The 13,155-nt window shown below is 57.9% G+C and carries 14 protein-coding genes and 1 pseudogene; 8 read left to right on the top strand and 7 right to left on the bottom strand.

Annotated elements, in window-relative coordinates; genetic code table 11:
- Positions 1-94: 94 nt before the first annotated feature.
- Positions 95-1,588, bottom strand: coding sequence for an aldehyde dehydrogenase (locus ACZRMH_RS01745; protein WP_464011878.1), 1,494 nt, complete (start codon positions 1,586-1,588; stop codon positions 95-97).
- A gap of 169 nt (positions 1,589-1,757) precedes the next feature.
- On the opposite strand from ACZRMH_RS01745, the gene ACZRMH_RS01740 reads away from it, so the two are divergent.
- On the top strand, positions 1,758-2,120 hold the full coding sequence (locus ACZRMH_RS01740; protein WP_464011877.1) for a cupin domain-containing protein: 363 nt from the start codon (positions 1,758-1,760) through the stop codon (positions 2,118-2,120).
- Between the two features lie 210 nt (positions 2,121-2,330).
- The gene (locus tag ACZRMH_RS01735; protein ID WP_464011876.1) at positions 2,331-2,624 is read left to right on the top strand and encodes an I78 family peptidase inhibitor; all 294 of its coding nucleotides are present in this window, start codon (positions 2,331-2,333) and stop codon (positions 2,622-2,624) included.
- Between the two features lie 70 nt (positions 2,625-2,694).
- Here ACZRMH_RS01735 and rpmG read toward each other — a convergent pair whose 3' ends face one another.
- Positions 2,695-2,850 carry a 50S ribosomal protein L33 gene (gene rpmG / locus ACZRMH_RS01730; protein ID WP_003437824.1) on the bottom strand — a complete coding sequence of 52 codons (156 nt, stop codon included), beginning with the start codon at positions 2,848-2,850 and terminating at the stop codon, positions 2,695-2,697.
- Between the two features lie 11 nt (positions 2,851-2,861).
- A complete protein-coding gene (rpmB, locus tag ACZRMH_RS01725; protein ID WP_019410280.1) occupies positions 2,862-3,095 on the bottom strand; it encodes a 50S ribosomal protein L28 in 234 nt (77 codons plus the stop codon).
- A 502-nt stretch (positions 3,096-3,597) separates the two neighbouring features.
- Here rpmB and ACZRMH_RS01720 point away from each other — a divergent pair.
- Positions 3,598-5,184 (top strand): ABC transporter substrate-binding protein, encoded by a 1,587-nt coding sequence (locus tag ACZRMH_RS01720; RefSeq protein WP_464011875.1) that lies wholly within the window; start codon positions 3,598-3,600, stop codon positions 5,182-5,184.
- 3 nt (positions 5,185-5,187) lie between these two features.
- Here the strand turns inward: ACZRMH_RS01720 and radC are convergent, their stop codons facing one another.
- Positions 5,188-5,862 (bottom strand): RadC family protein, encoded by a 675-nt coding sequence (radC, locus tag ACZRMH_RS01715; protein ID WP_464011874.1) that lies wholly within the window; start codon positions 5,860-5,862, stop codon positions 5,188-5,190.
- 122 nt (positions 5,863-5,984) lie between these two features.
- Here radC and coaBC point away from each other — a divergent pair, with 122 nt between their 5' ends.
- From coaBC to argB, 4 genes and pseudogenes are all read left to right on the top strand, one after another.
- On the top strand, positions 5,985-7,193 hold the full coding sequence (coaBC, locus tag ACZRMH_RS01710) for a bifunctional phosphopantothenoylcysteine decarboxylase/phosphopantothenate--cysteine ligase CoaBC (protein ID WP_464011873.1): 1,209 nt from the start codon (positions 5,985-5,987) through the stop codon (positions 7,191-7,193).
- Between the two features lie 5 nt (positions 7,194-7,198).
- Entirely contained in the window at positions 7,199-7,654 is a 456-nt protein-coding gene (gene dut, locus ACZRMH_RS01705; protein WP_464011872.1) for a dUTP diphosphatase, read from the top strand.
- A gap of 92 nt (positions 7,655-7,746) precedes the next feature.
- Positions 7,747-9,129: pseudogene (locus tag ACZRMH_RS01700) on the top strand (phosphomannomutase/phosphoglucomutase); the annotation flags it as partial.
- A 25-nt stretch (positions 9,130-9,154) separates the two neighbouring features.
- Positions 9,155-10,060, top strand: a complete 906-nt coding sequence (argB, locus tag ACZRMH_RS01695) for an acetylglutamate kinase (RefSeq protein ID WP_464011871.1) — start codon at positions 9,155-9,157, stop codon at positions 10,058-10,060.
- 148 nt (positions 10,061-10,208) lie between these two features.
- Here argB and pyrE read toward each other — a convergent pair whose 3' ends face one another.
- On the bottom strand, positions 10,209-10,850 hold the full coding sequence (gene pyrE / locus ACZRMH_RS01690; protein WP_464011870.1) for an orotate phosphoribosyltransferase: 642 nt from the start codon (positions 10,848-10,850) through the stop codon (positions 10,209-10,211).
- Between the two features lie 82 nt (positions 10,851-10,932).
- Here pyrE and ACZRMH_RS01685 point away from each other — a divergent pair, with 82 nt between their 5' ends.
- Complete coding sequence (locus ACZRMH_RS01685; protein WP_262201981.1) at positions 10,933-11,712, top strand: exodeoxyribonuclease III; 780 nt, start codon at positions 10,933-10,935, stop codon at positions 11,710-11,712.
- A 115-nt stretch (positions 11,713-11,827) separates the two neighbouring features.
- Here the strand turns inward: ACZRMH_RS01685 and ACZRMH_RS01680 are convergent, their stop codons facing one another.
- On the bottom strand, positions 11,828-12,196 hold the full coding sequence (locus ACZRMH_RS01680; protein WP_464011869.1) for a DUF4870 domain-containing protein: 369 nt from the start codon (positions 12,194-12,196) through the stop codon (positions 11,828-11,830).
- Positions 12,197-12,231: 35 nt separating this feature from the next.
- Positions 12,232-12,954, bottom strand: coding sequence for a ribonuclease PH (gene rph / locus ACZRMH_RS01675; protein WP_016782701.1), 723 nt, complete (start codon positions 12,952-12,954; stop codon positions 12,232-12,234).
- Between the last annotated feature and the right edge of the window lie 201 nt (positions 12,955-13,155).

Below are 13,155 nucleotides of genomic sequence, written 5' to 3'. Positions count from 1 at the left end.
CCTGCTCGCGAAGAAAGCACTGCGGTCTGTCAGTCAGACCCCGGTGCAGCCATCGCGAGCAAGCCCGCTCCCACAGGGTGTTGCGTTTACGCTGTTACAGCTTGATCCAGGTGGACTTCAGCTCGGTGTACTTGTCGAACGCGTGCAGCGACTTGTCACGGCCGTTGCCCGACTGTTTGAAACCACCAAACGGTGCAGTCATATCGCCGCCATCGTACTGGTTGACCCACACGCTACCAGCGCGCAGGGCTTTGGCAGTCAGGTGAGCCTTGGAAATATCCGCAGTCCACACCGCTGCCGCCAGGCCGTATGGCGTGTCGTTGGCGATCTTGATCGCTTCTTCTGCACTGTCGAAGGTGATCACCGACAGTACCGGCCCGAAGATTTCTTCCTGAGCGATTTTCATCGCGTTGCTAACGCCGTCGAAAATGGTCGGCTCAACGTAGGTGCCGCCAGTTTCTTGCAGGATTTGATTACCACCCGCTACCAGTTTTGCGCCTTCGCTGTGGCCGGATTTGATGTACGACAGCACGGTGTTCATTTGCTGGGTATCGACCAGAGCACCCACGGTGGTCGCCGGGTCCAGCGGGTTGCCGGGCTTCCAGCCTTTGAGGGCTTCGATCACCAGCGGCAGGAACTTGTCCTTGATGGAGCGCTCCACCAGCAGGCGCGAACCGGCGGTGCACACTTCGCCCTGGTTGAAGGCAATGGCGCTGGCCGCAGATTCGGCGGCTGCTTGCAGGTCCGGAGCATCGGCAAAGACGATGTTCGGGCTCTTGCCACCGGCTTCGAGCCAGATGCGCTTCATGTTGGATTCGCCCGCATAGATCATCAGTTGCTTGGCGATTTTGGTCGAGCCGGTGAACACCAGGGTATCGACGTCCATATGCAGGGCCAGCGCCTTGCCGACGGTGTGGCCGTAGCCTGGCAGCACGTTGAACACGCCCGCAGGAATACCGGCTTCAACCGCCAGGGCTGCGATACGAATGGCCGTCAGCGGGGATTTTTCGGACGGTTTGAGGATGACCGAGTTACCGGTCGACAGGGCCGGGCCCAGTTTCCAGCAAGCCATCATCAGCGGGAAGTTCCACGGCACGATTGCGGCGACAACGCCCACCGGCTCGCGGGTTACCAGGCCCAGTTGATCGTGCGGGGTGGCTGCAACTTCGTCGTAAATCTTGTCGATGGCTTCGCCGCTCCAGCTCAGCGCACCGGCTGCACCGGGTACGTCGATATGCAGGGAGTCGTTGATCGGCTTGCCCATGTCCAGGGTTTCAAGCAGGGCCAGTTCTTCGGCGTTTTGCTTGAGCAGGCCGGCAAAGCGGATCATCGCGGCCTTGCGCTTGGCCGGGGCCAGGCGCGACCACACGCCAGACTCGAAGGTCTTGCGGGCAACCTCTACGGCCCGCTGGGCGTCAGCGCTATCGCAGCTGGCAACCTTGCCCAGCAAACGGCCATCGACCGGGCTCAGACACTCGAACGTTTCATTGGAGACCGCGGCGGTGTACTCACCGTTGATATAGGCGCGACCTTCGATTTTCAGCTGTTGGGCCCGTTGTTCCCAGTCAGCACGCGTCAGGGTGGTCATTCGAGTGTCCTCCTCTTATTGAAATGGAAGCGCCACCCTAAACCAGTGGCCATTGAACTTTCAATATATTTGACACAAGTGACGCATATGGCATGGCTTGTTCGTTTTAATAAACATAGACTTTGGTTTTTCTGACCACATACGCCGCAATTTCGGGGGGATAACAAAGATGAGCATCGCAAGCGTAGTCGACTTCAACACTGCCAATACCCAGGCTGAGCGTTTTAGCCCGGCACCGGAAAAGGTGCTCAAAGGCAGCCCCGAACAAGTTATCCACAACCACTACAACAGCCCTTGTGGGCAGATGAGTGCAGGTGTGTGGGAAGGCGCTGTGGGCCAGTGGACAGTTAATTATACCGAGCACGAATACTGTGAAATCGTGCAGGGCGTTTCCGTTTTACGTGACCATGAAGGTAACGCCAAGACCCTGCGTGCCGGAGATCGCTTTGTCATCCCGGCGGGCTTCAAAGGGACGTGGGAAGTGCTTGAGCCATGTCGGAAAATTTACGTGGTGTTTGAGCAAAAGGTCTGAGACTGCTGATTCAGAGCCTTCAAGACGCCCTGCCATTGTTTGATGGCGGGGCTTTTTTATTGCTGTTTTTAACGGTAGCGGGTACAAATTCAGAAACACGTCGCCAGAGCTTTTAGCGCCAATCTGGGCCAGTCTTTGGAGAGCGCCGGGCACTCAAGGAGTGAGCAGACCCGCAGCGTTACTTCACTTATCTGAAAGCAAGGAAGATCCATGTCCAGTCTGAATGTTTTGAAAAGTCTGTTACTGGCGACCAGCGTCGTGCTGGGTGTTTGCTCCATGCCTGCGATGGCTGAGGAGGGCGGCAAGTGCAAAACGGTTACGATCAATTTTCTGGTTGCGCCTGAGGCGACGCCTGCCCTGCTGGAAATGCTGCGCCGGGAATCCGGTGCAACCGAGTTGCGCGTCGAGAGGCCGGGGGTAGGCTACACCAAAGAGTACAACGCAGATCGTCTGCGCGTGATGGTCGACGAAAACAACCTTATGCAGCGCTATATGTGCGGCTAAGGCCGAAAATCGCCCACAAAAAAGGCCCGTATCGCGAGATATGGGCCTTTTTCGTAAGAAGAAAAACCAATTACTTGATTTTGGCTTCTTTGTAGATCACGTGCTTGCGAACCCGCGGATCGAATTTTTTGATTTCGATTTTGTCCGGAGTGGTGCGCTTGTTCTTATCAGTGGTGTAGAAATGGCCTGTACCAGCGCTCGACACCAAACGGATCAATTCACGCATGATTAGCTCCCTTAGATCTTGCCAGCACGGCGGATTTCGGCCAGCACGACAGTGATGCCACGCTTGTCGATGATACGCATGCCTTTAGCAGATACGCGCAGACGTACGAAACGTTTCTCTTCTTCAACCCAGAAGCGGTGATGCTGCAGGTTCGGCAGGAAACGACGACGGGTTTTGTTATTTGCGTGGGAAATGTTATTCCCAGTCACCGGACCCTTACCGGTAACTTGACAGACTCTCGACATGCCTCAGCCCTCTAAAACCACATGCCCAACCCGGCATGGGTTGGCCGCTTAATCTCTCAGTCATGGCGCCAGGCGCCGCGTTTCTTTAAGGGTCTTACCGGCTACACCTACAAACGCAGGAACCGGGCCCCTAGAAAAGAGCGCTGCTTTATACCAGAAAGACTAAAGAGCAACAACAAGCAGTGTGATTTGATGCAATTAATGAAGCTGCCATTTTAACGCCAATCCACGCCACGTCTATGCCTTGTGGTGTTTTACCGCTCGTCGCGGGGTGAAAGATTTCAGGTGAAGTTTACATTTGTAGTTGCTGCCGAAGGCTGCGAAAGGGCCCGTATTGACTCGGGAAAACGGGTTGCTACGCACCCCTTCGCAGCCTGCGGCAGCGACTACAGGATGTCGAATGCCATTAAAAAGTAGTCATTTGGTTATCGGAACACTAGGGTAGGACTTTTCCAGACTGCACTTGCAGATGGGTCTCATCGACTTGTAAAGGAAACAGATCATGCGCCTCGCTGCCGTCCCCTTTTTGCTCACCTTTTGCCTGAGTCCGCTGGCCCAGGCGGCCACCTTGAGCGTTTGTACCGAGGCCAGCCCTGAAGGGTTCGACGTTGTGCAGTACAACTCGCTCAGCACCACCAATGCCTCGGCAGACGTGCTGATGAACCGCCTGGTGGACTTTGACGCCAAGGCAGCCCGGTTGGTGCCGAGCCTGGCGCAAAGCTGGTCAGTGTCCCCTGACGGGCTTGTGTATGACTTCAAGCTACGCCCCGGGGTCAAATTCCACACCACACCGTATTTCACCCCGAGCCGCGAGCTGAATGCCGATGACGTTCGCTTCAGCTTTGAGCGCATGCTCGACCCGGCCAACCCGTGGCACAAGGTGGCGCAAAGCGGTTTCCCCCATGCACAGTCCTTGCAGTTGCCTGAGCTGATCAAAAAAATCGAAACGCCGGACCCGCTCACCGTACGCTTCACCCTTAGCCGCCCTGATTCGACCTTCCTGCCAGCACTGAGCATGGGCTTTGCGTCGATCTACCCGGCCGAGTACGCCGACCAACTGATGAAGGCCGGTACGCCGGAGCTGATGAACAGCCAGCCGATCGGCACCGGGCCTTTTGTGTTCAGCCGTTTCCAGAAAGACGCCGTGGTGCGTTACAAGGCCAACCCGGACTACTTTGCCGGCAAGCCTGCAGTGGATGGGCTGATTTTTGCCATCACCCCGGACGCCAACGTGCGGCTGCAAAAACTGCGTCGCAATGAGTGTCAGATTGCCCTCTCGCCCAAGCCACTGGATGTGGCTGCCGCCGCCAAAGACCCGGCGCTGGCCGTCACGCAAACCCCGGCCTTTATGACCGCGTTTGTGGCGATAAACAGCCAGCACCCACCACTGGACAAGCCTGAAGTGCGTCAGGCCATCAACCTGGCCTTTGACAAGGATACTTACCTCAAGGCCGTGTTCGAAAATGGTGCCCAGGCGGCCAACGGAATTTTCCCGGCCACAACCTGGAGTTTCGCCAAAGACTTGCCGGGTTATGCCCATGACCCGCAAAAAGCCCGGGACTTGCTGGCCAAGGCAGGCTTCAAGGAGGGTTTTAGTACGACCATCTGGACGCGCCCCACAGGCAGCGTGCTCAACCCTAACCCGAGCCTGGGCGCGCAGTTGCTACAGGCAGACCTGGCCAAAGTCGGGATCAAGGCCGATATTCGGGTGATCGAGTGGGGTGAACTGATTCGCCGCGCCAAAGCGGGTGAGCATGACCTGCTATTTATGGGTTGGGCCGGTGACAACGGTGACCCGGACAACTTCCTGACCCCGCAGTTTTCCTGCGCGGCGGTGAAATCCGGGACCAACTTTGCGCGCTATTGCGACAAGACCCTGGACGGTTTGATCAGCCAGGGCAAAACCCTCAGCGATCAGGACAAGCGCAGCGCCTTATATCAAAAGGCCCAGGCACAGATCCAGCAGCAGGCACTGTGGCTGCCGCTGGCCCATCCAACGGCCTACGCACTCACCCGTAAAGACGTACAGGGTTATCAGGTGAGTCCATTTGGGCGTCAGGACTTTTCGACGGTCAGCATCAAGCCTTGAGCCTTACATCCAGCCGTGCTCGACCATTGAAAGCGGTTGGCCGTCGCCGACAATAAAGTGATCGAGCACCCGCACTTCGATCAAACCCAGCGCCTCGATGAGGCGTTTGGTGAGGGTGCGGTCGGCTTGGCTGGGCTCGGTGATGCCGGAGGGGTGGTTGTGGCAAAAAATCACCGCTGCCGCATTGTGCGCCAGGGCGCGTTTGACCACCTGGCGCGGGTAAACGCTGGCGCTGTCGATGGAACCCCTGAACAGCACTTCAAAGGCCAGCATGCGGTGTTTGGAGTCCAGAAACAGGCAGCCAAAGACTTCATGTGGTTCATGGCGCAGTAATGACTTGAGATAGTCGCGAACCGCTTGCGGGCTCTCTAGCGCACTGTCTCGGCGCAAGCGTTCGGCCAGGTGGCGACGGCTCATTTCCAGTACTGCCTGCAACTGGCTGAACTTGGCCGGGCCCAGCCCGAGCTGGCCGCAGAAGGCGCGCAAGTCGGCTTCCAGCAAGGCCCGCAGGCTGCCGAATTCGCTGAGCAAATGACGCGCCAGATCGACTGCGCTTTTGCCCGAAACCCCGGTGCGCAGGAAAATTGCCAGCAGTTCGGCATCGGAAAGACTGCCGGATCCGTGTTGCAAAAGCTTCTCCCGCGGACGCTCCGCCGCAGGCCAATCTCGAATGCTCATAACACCTCCTTGTGAGTGGGCGCCGCTGTTCCCTGGCAGGCGCTGTGTTATCTTAGCCCATCATTTTTGCGCAGCATTTGGCCATTTTCTGCGCAGTCATCATCGAACTAAAAGGCAGGCCTATGCAGCGGCTGTATCGAAAACGCATTGTTTTGGGCGTCGGCGGCGGCATCGCGGCTTACAAGAGTGCAGAGCTGGTTCGTCGCCTGCTGGATCAAGGCGCGGAAGTACGGGTTGTCATGACCCGCGGCGGCAGTGAATTCATCACGCCCCTGACCATGCAGGCCCTGTCCGGGCACCCCGTTCATCTGGATTTGCTCGACCCTGCGGCTGAAGCGGCCATGGGCCATATCGAGCTGGCCAAGTGGGCCGATCTGGTGCTGATCGCCCCTGCGACTGCTGACCTGATCGCCCGTCTGGCCCAGGGCCTGGCCAATGACCTGCTGACCACATTGGTGCTGGCCACCGATGCAACGGTCGCCATCGCGCCTGCGATGAACCAGGCCATGTGGCGTGACCCGGCCACCCAGGCCAATACCCGACTGCTCGAAAGCCGCGGCCTGCGTGTGTTTGGCCCGGCCTCCGGGAGCCAGGCCTGCGGCGACGTGGGCTTTGGCCGCATGCTCGAAGCCGATGATCTGGTGCATTGCGCTGCCGAGTGCTTCCAGCGTCAGTTGCTGACTGGCAAGCATGTGCTGATCACCGCTGGCCCGACCCAGGAAAACATCGACCCGGTGCGCTACATCACCAACCATAGCTCCGGAAAAATGGGCTTTGCCCTGGCTGAAGCTGCAGTTGAAGCCGGTGCCCGGGTGACCCTGATTACCGGTCCGGTACACTTGCCGACCCCGGACCGGGTCAGCCGCATCGACGTGGTCAGTGCCCGTGACATGCTCGCGGCCTGTGAGGCGGCTATTCCCTGCGATGTGTTTATTGCGTCCGCTGCGGTTGCAGACTACCGCCCGGAAGTCGTTGCCCCGCAAAAACTCAAGAAAGACCCTACCAAGGGTGACGGCCTGTTGCTGCAGATGGTGCGCAACCCAGACATTCTGGCCACGATTGCGTCGCGCCCTGACCGCCCTTTTAGTGTCGGTTTTGCCGCAGAAACCGAGCACTTGCTCGATTACGCTGCGCGCAAGCTCAAAGACAAAAACCTCGACCTGATTGTTGCCAACGATGTAGCCAACCCCAGCATCGGCTTCAACAGTGAGGAGAACGCCTGCAGCGTGATTGATCGCGAACTGCACGCCACCGTATTTGCCCAGACCAGCAAGGGCAAGATTGCCCGCCAGCTGGTCACTTTTATCGCCGAACGTCTGAACCAGGTTTAACTCGTATGCACGCTTTGCAAGCCAAAATCCTTGATCCACGCATTGGTAACGAATTCCCGCTGCCGCAGTACGCTACACCGGGCTCCGCCGGCCTTGACCTGCGTGCCATGCTTAAAGAAGACACCCTTCTGCAGCCGGGCCAGACCCTGCTGATCCCTACCGGCCTGTCGGTGTACATCGGTGATCCGGGCCTTGCTGCGCTGATCCTGCCGCGCTCCGGCCTGGGCCACAAACACGGTATCGTGCTGGGGAACCTTGTTGGCCTGATCGACTCCGATTACCAGGGCGAACTGATGGTGTCGTGCTGGAACCGTGGCCAGAGCGCATTCAACATCACCATCGGCGAGCGTATCGCTCAGTTGGTACTGGTGCCGGTAGTGCAGGCGCACTTTGAGCTGGTCGAAGAGTTCGACGAAAGCCAGCGTGGCGCTGGCGGTTTTGGCCACTCCGGCAAGCTCTGATTTTGTAGTACAGGCCAGGCGTTCTGCCTGGCCTTCGTGCATCCCCGAACCCCTCTGAACATGGAGTCCCCCCTACAATGAGTAGCCCAGCTGCGGTCGCACCGAAATTCCCTGACAGCATTTTTCGCGCCTACGATATTCGTGGTGTAGTGCCGCAAACCCTGACGGCTGAAACCGCGTACTGGATAGGCCGTGCCATCGGTGCCGAGAGTCTGGCCAAAGGTGAGCCTCATGTGTCGGTAGGTCGGGACGGGCGTTTGTCGGGCCCTGAACTGGTCGAGCGCCTGATCCAGGGAGTGGCGGACAGTGGCTGCCAGGTCAGTGATGTAGGGCTGGTGCCGACACCGGCGCTGTATTACGCCGCTAACGTGTTGGCGGGCAAATCGGGGGTGATGCTCACCGGCAGCCATAACCCGTCGAACTACAACGGTTTTAAAATCGTGATCGCGGGCGATACGCTGGCCAACGAGCAAATTCAGGCATTGCATACGCGCCTGAAAACCAACGATCTGACCTGGGGCGAAGGCAGCATTGAGCGTGTGGACATCCTGTCTCGCTACGCCGATGTGATTACACAGGACATCAAGCTGGCCAAGCCGTTAAAGGTCGTGGTGGACTGTGGCAACGGCGCTGCAGGCGTGATTGCACCGCAACTGATTGAAGCACTGGGTTGTGAAGTAATCCCGTTGTTCTGCGAGGTGGATGGCAACTTCCCCAACCATCACCCGGACCCGGGCAAGCCGGAAAACCTTGTGGACTTGATTGCCAAGGTCAAGGAAACCAATGCCGATGTAGGGCTGGCCTTCGATGGTGATGGCGATCGCGTGGGCGTGGTGACCAACACCGGTACCATGGTGTTCCCGGACCGCTTGCTGATGCTGTTTGCCCAGGACGTACTGGAGCGCAACCCGGCAGCCGAGGTGATTTTCGATGTGAAGTGCACACGTCGCCTGGCGCCCTGGATCGAAGAGTGTGGCGGCCGCCCACTGATGTGGAAAACCGGTCATTCCCTGATCAAAAAGAAAATGAAAGAAACTGGTGCCCTGCTGGCCGGGGAAATGAGCGGGCATATCTTTTTCAAAGAGCGCTGGTTCGGTTTTGACGACGGCATCTACAGCGCTGCGCGCCTGCTGGAGATCCTCAGCAAGCGTCAGGCAACCGCTGAAGAGCTGTTTGAGACCTTCCCGAATGATATTTCTACGCCTGAAATCAATATCGATGTGACGGATGAGAGCAAATTCAGCATCATTGAGGCTCTGCACGATGCCCAATGGGGTGAGACTGCCGAGCTGACGTCCATTGATGGTGTGCGGGTGGACTACCCGCATGGCTGGGGTCTGGTTCGCGCATCTAACACCACACCGGTGCTGGTGCTGCGTTTTGAAGCCGAAACCGAAGCCGAACTGCAACGCATCAAGGATGTCTTTCACGCTCAATTGAAGCGTGTGGCGCCTGATCTCCAACTACCGTTTTGATCGACTTGTTCTACCGGAGCCCTGAATGACCCTCGAACGTGATGCCGCCTCCAACGTCGCCAAGGTTTTGTCCGAAGCGCTGCCCTACATTCGCCGCTATGTCGGCAAGACGCTGGTGATCAAGTACGGCGGCAACGCTATGGAGAACGATGAGCTGAAAACCGGCTTTGCCCGTGACATCGTGTTGATGAAAGCCGTGGGGATCAACCCGGTCGTAGTGCACGGTGGCGGGCCGCAAATCGGTGATCTGCTCAAGCGCTTGTCCATCGAGAGCCATTTTATCGACGGGATGCGCGTGACCGACTCGCAAACCATGGATGTGGTGGAAATGGTGCTGGGCGGCCACGTGAACAAGGAAATCGTCAACCTGATCAACCGCCATGGCGGCAGCGCCATCGGCCTGACAGGTAAGGATGCCACGCTGATCCGCGCGAAAAAAATGGTCGTGACCCGCCAGACGCCGGAAATGACCAAGCCGGAAATCATCGACTTCGGTCATGTAGGTGAGGTCATCGACATCAATACCGATTTGCTGCACATGCTGACCAAGGGTGATTTTATCCCGGTCATCGCGCCAATCGGTGTGGGCGCCAATGGTGAGTCCTACAACATCAACGCGGATTTGGTAGCTGGCAAGGTTGCCGAAGCGCTGAAAGCCGAGAAGCTGATGTTGCTGACCAACATTGCCGGCCTGATGGACAAGGAAGGCAAGGTGCTAACCGGCCTGACCACCGCTCAGGTGGATGATCTGATTGCCGACGGCACCATTTATGGCGGCATGCTGCCAAAAATCCGCTGCGCACTGGAAGCCGTGCAAGGTGGCGTGACCACCGCGCATATCGTTGACGGTCGTGTACCGAACGCCGTGCTGCTGGAAATCTTCACCGATACCGGTGTGGGTACGCTGATTACCAACAGCAAACCGGCTTAAGCAGAACCAAAAAAGCCCCGCCCGGAGTGATCCGGGCGGGGCTTTTGTTCACTTGATCAATTGTGGGAGCGAGCCTGCTCGCGAATATCATTAAGAGTCACGGTGCTCTGGAAACCTTCGCGAGCAGGCTCGCTCCCACATTTCAAGGTTAAATCCCGTACTGCGCCCGGTACGCTTCAACGGCGGGCAGGTATTGCTTGAGCGTTTCGTCTTCAGCCAGGAACTGCAAAACCTGGTTCAACGACACGATGCTGATGACCGGGATACCGAAGTCGCGTTCGACTTCCTGGATCGCCGACAGCTCACCATTGCCGCGTTCCTGGCGGTTCAGGGCAATCATCACGCCAGCCGCCTTGGCGCCCTGGGCCTGGATGATCTGCATGACTTCACGGATGGCGGTGCCAGCCGTGATCACGTCGTCGATGATCAGGATATCGCCTTCGAGCGGCGAGCCCACCAGGCTGCCGCCTTCGCCGTGGGCCTTGGCTTCCTTGCGGTTGAAGCACCAGGGCAGGTCGCGGTCGTGGTGCTCCGCCAGGGCGACGGCAGTGGTTGCAGCCAGGGGGATACCCTTGTAGGCCGGGCCAAAGAGCACGTCGAAGGAAATGCCGCTGTCAACGATGGCGGCAGCATAGAAGCGGCCCAGCTGAGCCAGCGCAGAACCTGTGTTGAACAGGCCGGCATTGAAGAAGTAAGGACTGGTGCGCCCCGACTTCAGGATGAACTCACCGAAGCGCAGTACGCCGCGATCGATGGCAAAACGGATGAAGTCGCGCTGATACGCCTGCATGAAAAAAGCCTCAGATACCACGGATTTAGCTAATTAGTAAGACCGCGTGTATCATACACGCACGTGATTTTTGGGGCCATTTATGCGGATCATCAGTGTGAACGTCAATGGTATTCAGACGGCAGTCGAGCGCGGTTTGCTCAGTTGGCTGCAAGCTCAGAATGCCGACGTTATCTGCCTGCAGGACACCCGTGCCTCCGCCTTTGAACTGGACGATCCAGCCTACCAGCTCGATGGCTACTTTCTTTATGCCTGTGACGCCGAAGTCCCCGCCCAAGGTGGTGTGGCTTTGTACTCGCGGTTGCAGCCGAAAGCAGTCATCACCGGGCTTGGCTTCGAGACGGCCGATCGCTACGGGCGCTACCTGCAAGCCGATTTCGATAAGGTCAGCATCGCGACCTTGCTGCTCCCTTCGGGGCAGAACGGCGATGAAGACTTGAATCAAAAATTCAAGCTAATGGATGACTTTGCCCGCTACCTTGATAAGCAGCGTCGCAAGCGTCGTGAGTACATCTACTGCGGCTCGCTGTATGTGGCGCAGCAGAAACTCGACATTAAAAACTGGCGTGACAGCCAGCAATCGCCTGGTTTCCTGGCGCCTGAACGGGCCTGGATGGATGAGATTGTCGGCAACATGGGCTATGTCGATGCCCTGCGTGAAGTCAGTCGTGAAGGCGACCAGTACAGCTGGTGGCCGGACAACGAACAGGCCGAGATGCTGAATCTGGGCTGGCGTTTCGACTACCAGTTGCTGACCCCGGGTCTGCGTCGCTTTGTACGAAGCGCTCGCTTGCCGCGTCAGCCACGCTTCTCGCAACATGCGCCACTGATCGTGGACTACGACTGGACACTGACAATCTAAGTGTCTTTTCGCGGTTAAAAAAAGGCCCGTATCGGAAGATACGGGCCTTTTTTGTGCACAAACCATTGTGGTTGCAGGCTATGTGGGAGCCAGCATCAAGAGGGAGTGAGGTGTGTTACTTGAGAGGGCGCCAGGTGAAGGGGTAGCGGTACACCACCCCGTCATTGGCCTTGACCCCTGCAATCACCACCAGTACCAGGGCACCAATCAGCACCAGGCCCAGCAAGGCGAAGCCAATCAGGACAAACATCAGCACGTAGCAAACCGCCGAAGCAATGGCCACGGTGATCTGAAAGTTCAGGGCTTCCTTGCCCTGGTCATCGATAAAGGGGTCGCTTTCGCGCTTTAGCTGCCACAGGATCAACGGGCCGATCAGGCTGCCAAACGGAAACCACATCCCGAGGAACGCCGAGAAATGACAGAACATGGCCCATTTACGAGCGTCGCGGCTCGGTTCAGGTTTTGAAAGATCCAGCTCGCTCATGACGTTCTCCGGGTAATCGTTAAAGACTTGGACAATCAGTCAGCCAAAGCAGCTTGCTGCAGGGCGAAAATTTCGTTCATGCCTTTTTGTGCCAGTGCGAGCATGGCGTTCAGCTCTTCAGGCTGGAACGGTGCGCCTTCGGCAGTGCCCTGTACTTCAATAAAGCCGCCGCTGCTGGTCATGACCACGTTGAGGTCGGTTTCTGCTGCCGAGTCTTCAGGGTAGTCCAGGTCCAGCACCGGTACACCCTGGTACATGCCTACGGAGACGGCTGCAATCATCTGCTTGATCGGGTCGCCGCCCTTGAGGCCGCCACGCTTCTTGATGATTTTCAGGGCGTCGACCAGCGCAACCATGGCGCCGGTGATGGACGCGGTGCGGGTGCCGCCGTCAGCCTGGATCACGTCGCAGTCGACGTACAGGGTGATATCACCGAGCTTGGACATGTCCAGCGCAGCGCGCAGGGAGCGGCCGATCAAGCGCTGGATTTCCAGGGTGCGCCCGCCTTGCTTGCCGCGGCTGGCTTCACGCTGGTTACGGTCGCCGGTGGCGCGCGGCAGCATGCCGTATTCGGCAGTCAGCCAGCCCTGGCCCTGGCCTTTAAGGAAGCGCGGTACGCCGTTCTCGACGCTGACGGTACAGATGACTTTGGTGTCACCGAACTCGACCAGTACAGAACCCTCTGCGTGTTTGGTGTAGTTGCGGGTGATGCGGATCGGGCGGAGCTGATCGGCAACGCGACCACTTGGACGTTTCATGCGGGATACCTGTACGGGACGGAAAACTGCCGAACATTATAAAGGAAAGGTCACAGCCGCGCAGGGCGCGATCGGGCAACGCCCGGCTTGCCTTGATACTGAATGTATTTACGACCGACGTCATTTGGGGCAGTTGGCTGCACTGCGTTACAATCCTGAGTCTAACTTGCCGTCAGGCTTAATCCATCAAATCGCGAGGTA

The organism is Pseudomonas sp. B414, from assembly GCF_055408445.1.
Note: the sequence above shows the minus strand (reverse complement) of the source record. Positions and strands in the feature narration are given on the sequence as shown.

What these genes read in the sequence shown, in the direction of transcription:
- ACZRMH_RS01745 (WP_464011878.1), bottom strand. Translation starts at nt 1,588, where the DNA reads ATGACCACCCTGACGCGTGCTGACTGGGAACAACGGGCCCAACAGCTG.
- ACZRMH_RS01740 (WP_464011877.1), top strand. Translation starts at nt 1,758, where the DNA reads ATGAGCATCGCAAGCGTAGTCGACTTCAACACTGCCAATACCCAGGCT.
- ACZRMH_RS01735 (WP_464011876.1), top strand. Translation starts at nt 2,331, where the DNA reads ATGTCCAGTCTGAATGTTTTGAAAAGTCTGTTACTGGCGACCAGCGTC.
- rpmG (WP_003437824.1), bottom strand. Translation starts at nt 2,850, where the DNA reads ATGCGTGAATTGATCCGTTTGGTGTCGAGCGCTGGTACAGGCCATTTC.
- rpmB (WP_019410280.1), bottom strand. Translation starts at nt 3,095, where the DNA reads ATGTCGAGAGTCTGTCAAGTTACCGGTAAGGGTCCGGTGACTGGGAAT.
- ACZRMH_RS01720 (WP_464011875.1), top strand. Translation starts at nt 3,598, where the DNA reads ATGCGCCTCGCTGCCGTCCCCTTTTTGCTCACCTTTTGCCTGAGTCCG.
- radC (WP_464011874.1), bottom strand. Translation starts at nt 5,862, where the DNA reads ATGAGCATTCGAGATTGGCCTGCGGCGGAGCGTCCGCGGGAGAAGCTT.
- coaBC (WP_464011873.1), top strand. Translation starts at nt 5,985, where the DNA reads ATGCAGCGGCTGTATCGAAAACGCATTGTTTTGGGCGTCGGCGGCGGC.
- dut (WP_464011872.1), top strand. Translation starts at nt 7,199, where the DNA reads ATGCACGCTTTGCAAGCCAAAATCCTTGATCCACGCATTGGTAACGAA.
- argB (WP_464011871.1), top strand. Translation starts at nt 9,155, where the DNA reads ATGACCCTCGAACGTGATGCCGCCTCCAACGTCGCCAAGGTTTTGTCC.
- pyrE (WP_464011870.1), bottom strand. Translation starts at nt 10,850, where the DNA reads ATGCAGGCGTATCAGCGCGACTTCATCCGTTTTGCCATCGATCGCGGC.
- ACZRMH_RS01685 (WP_262201981.1), top strand. Translation starts at nt 10,933, where the DNA reads ATGCGGATCATCAGTGTGAACGTCAATGGTATTCAGACGGCAGTCGAG.
- ACZRMH_RS01680 (WP_464011869.1), bottom strand. Translation starts at nt 12,196, where the DNA reads ATGAGCGAGCTGGATCTTTCAAAACCTGAACCGAGCCGCGACGCTCGT.
- rph (WP_016782701.1), bottom strand. Translation starts at nt 12,954, where the DNA reads ATGAAACGTCCAAGTGGTCGCGTTGCCGATCAGCTCCGCCCGATCCGC.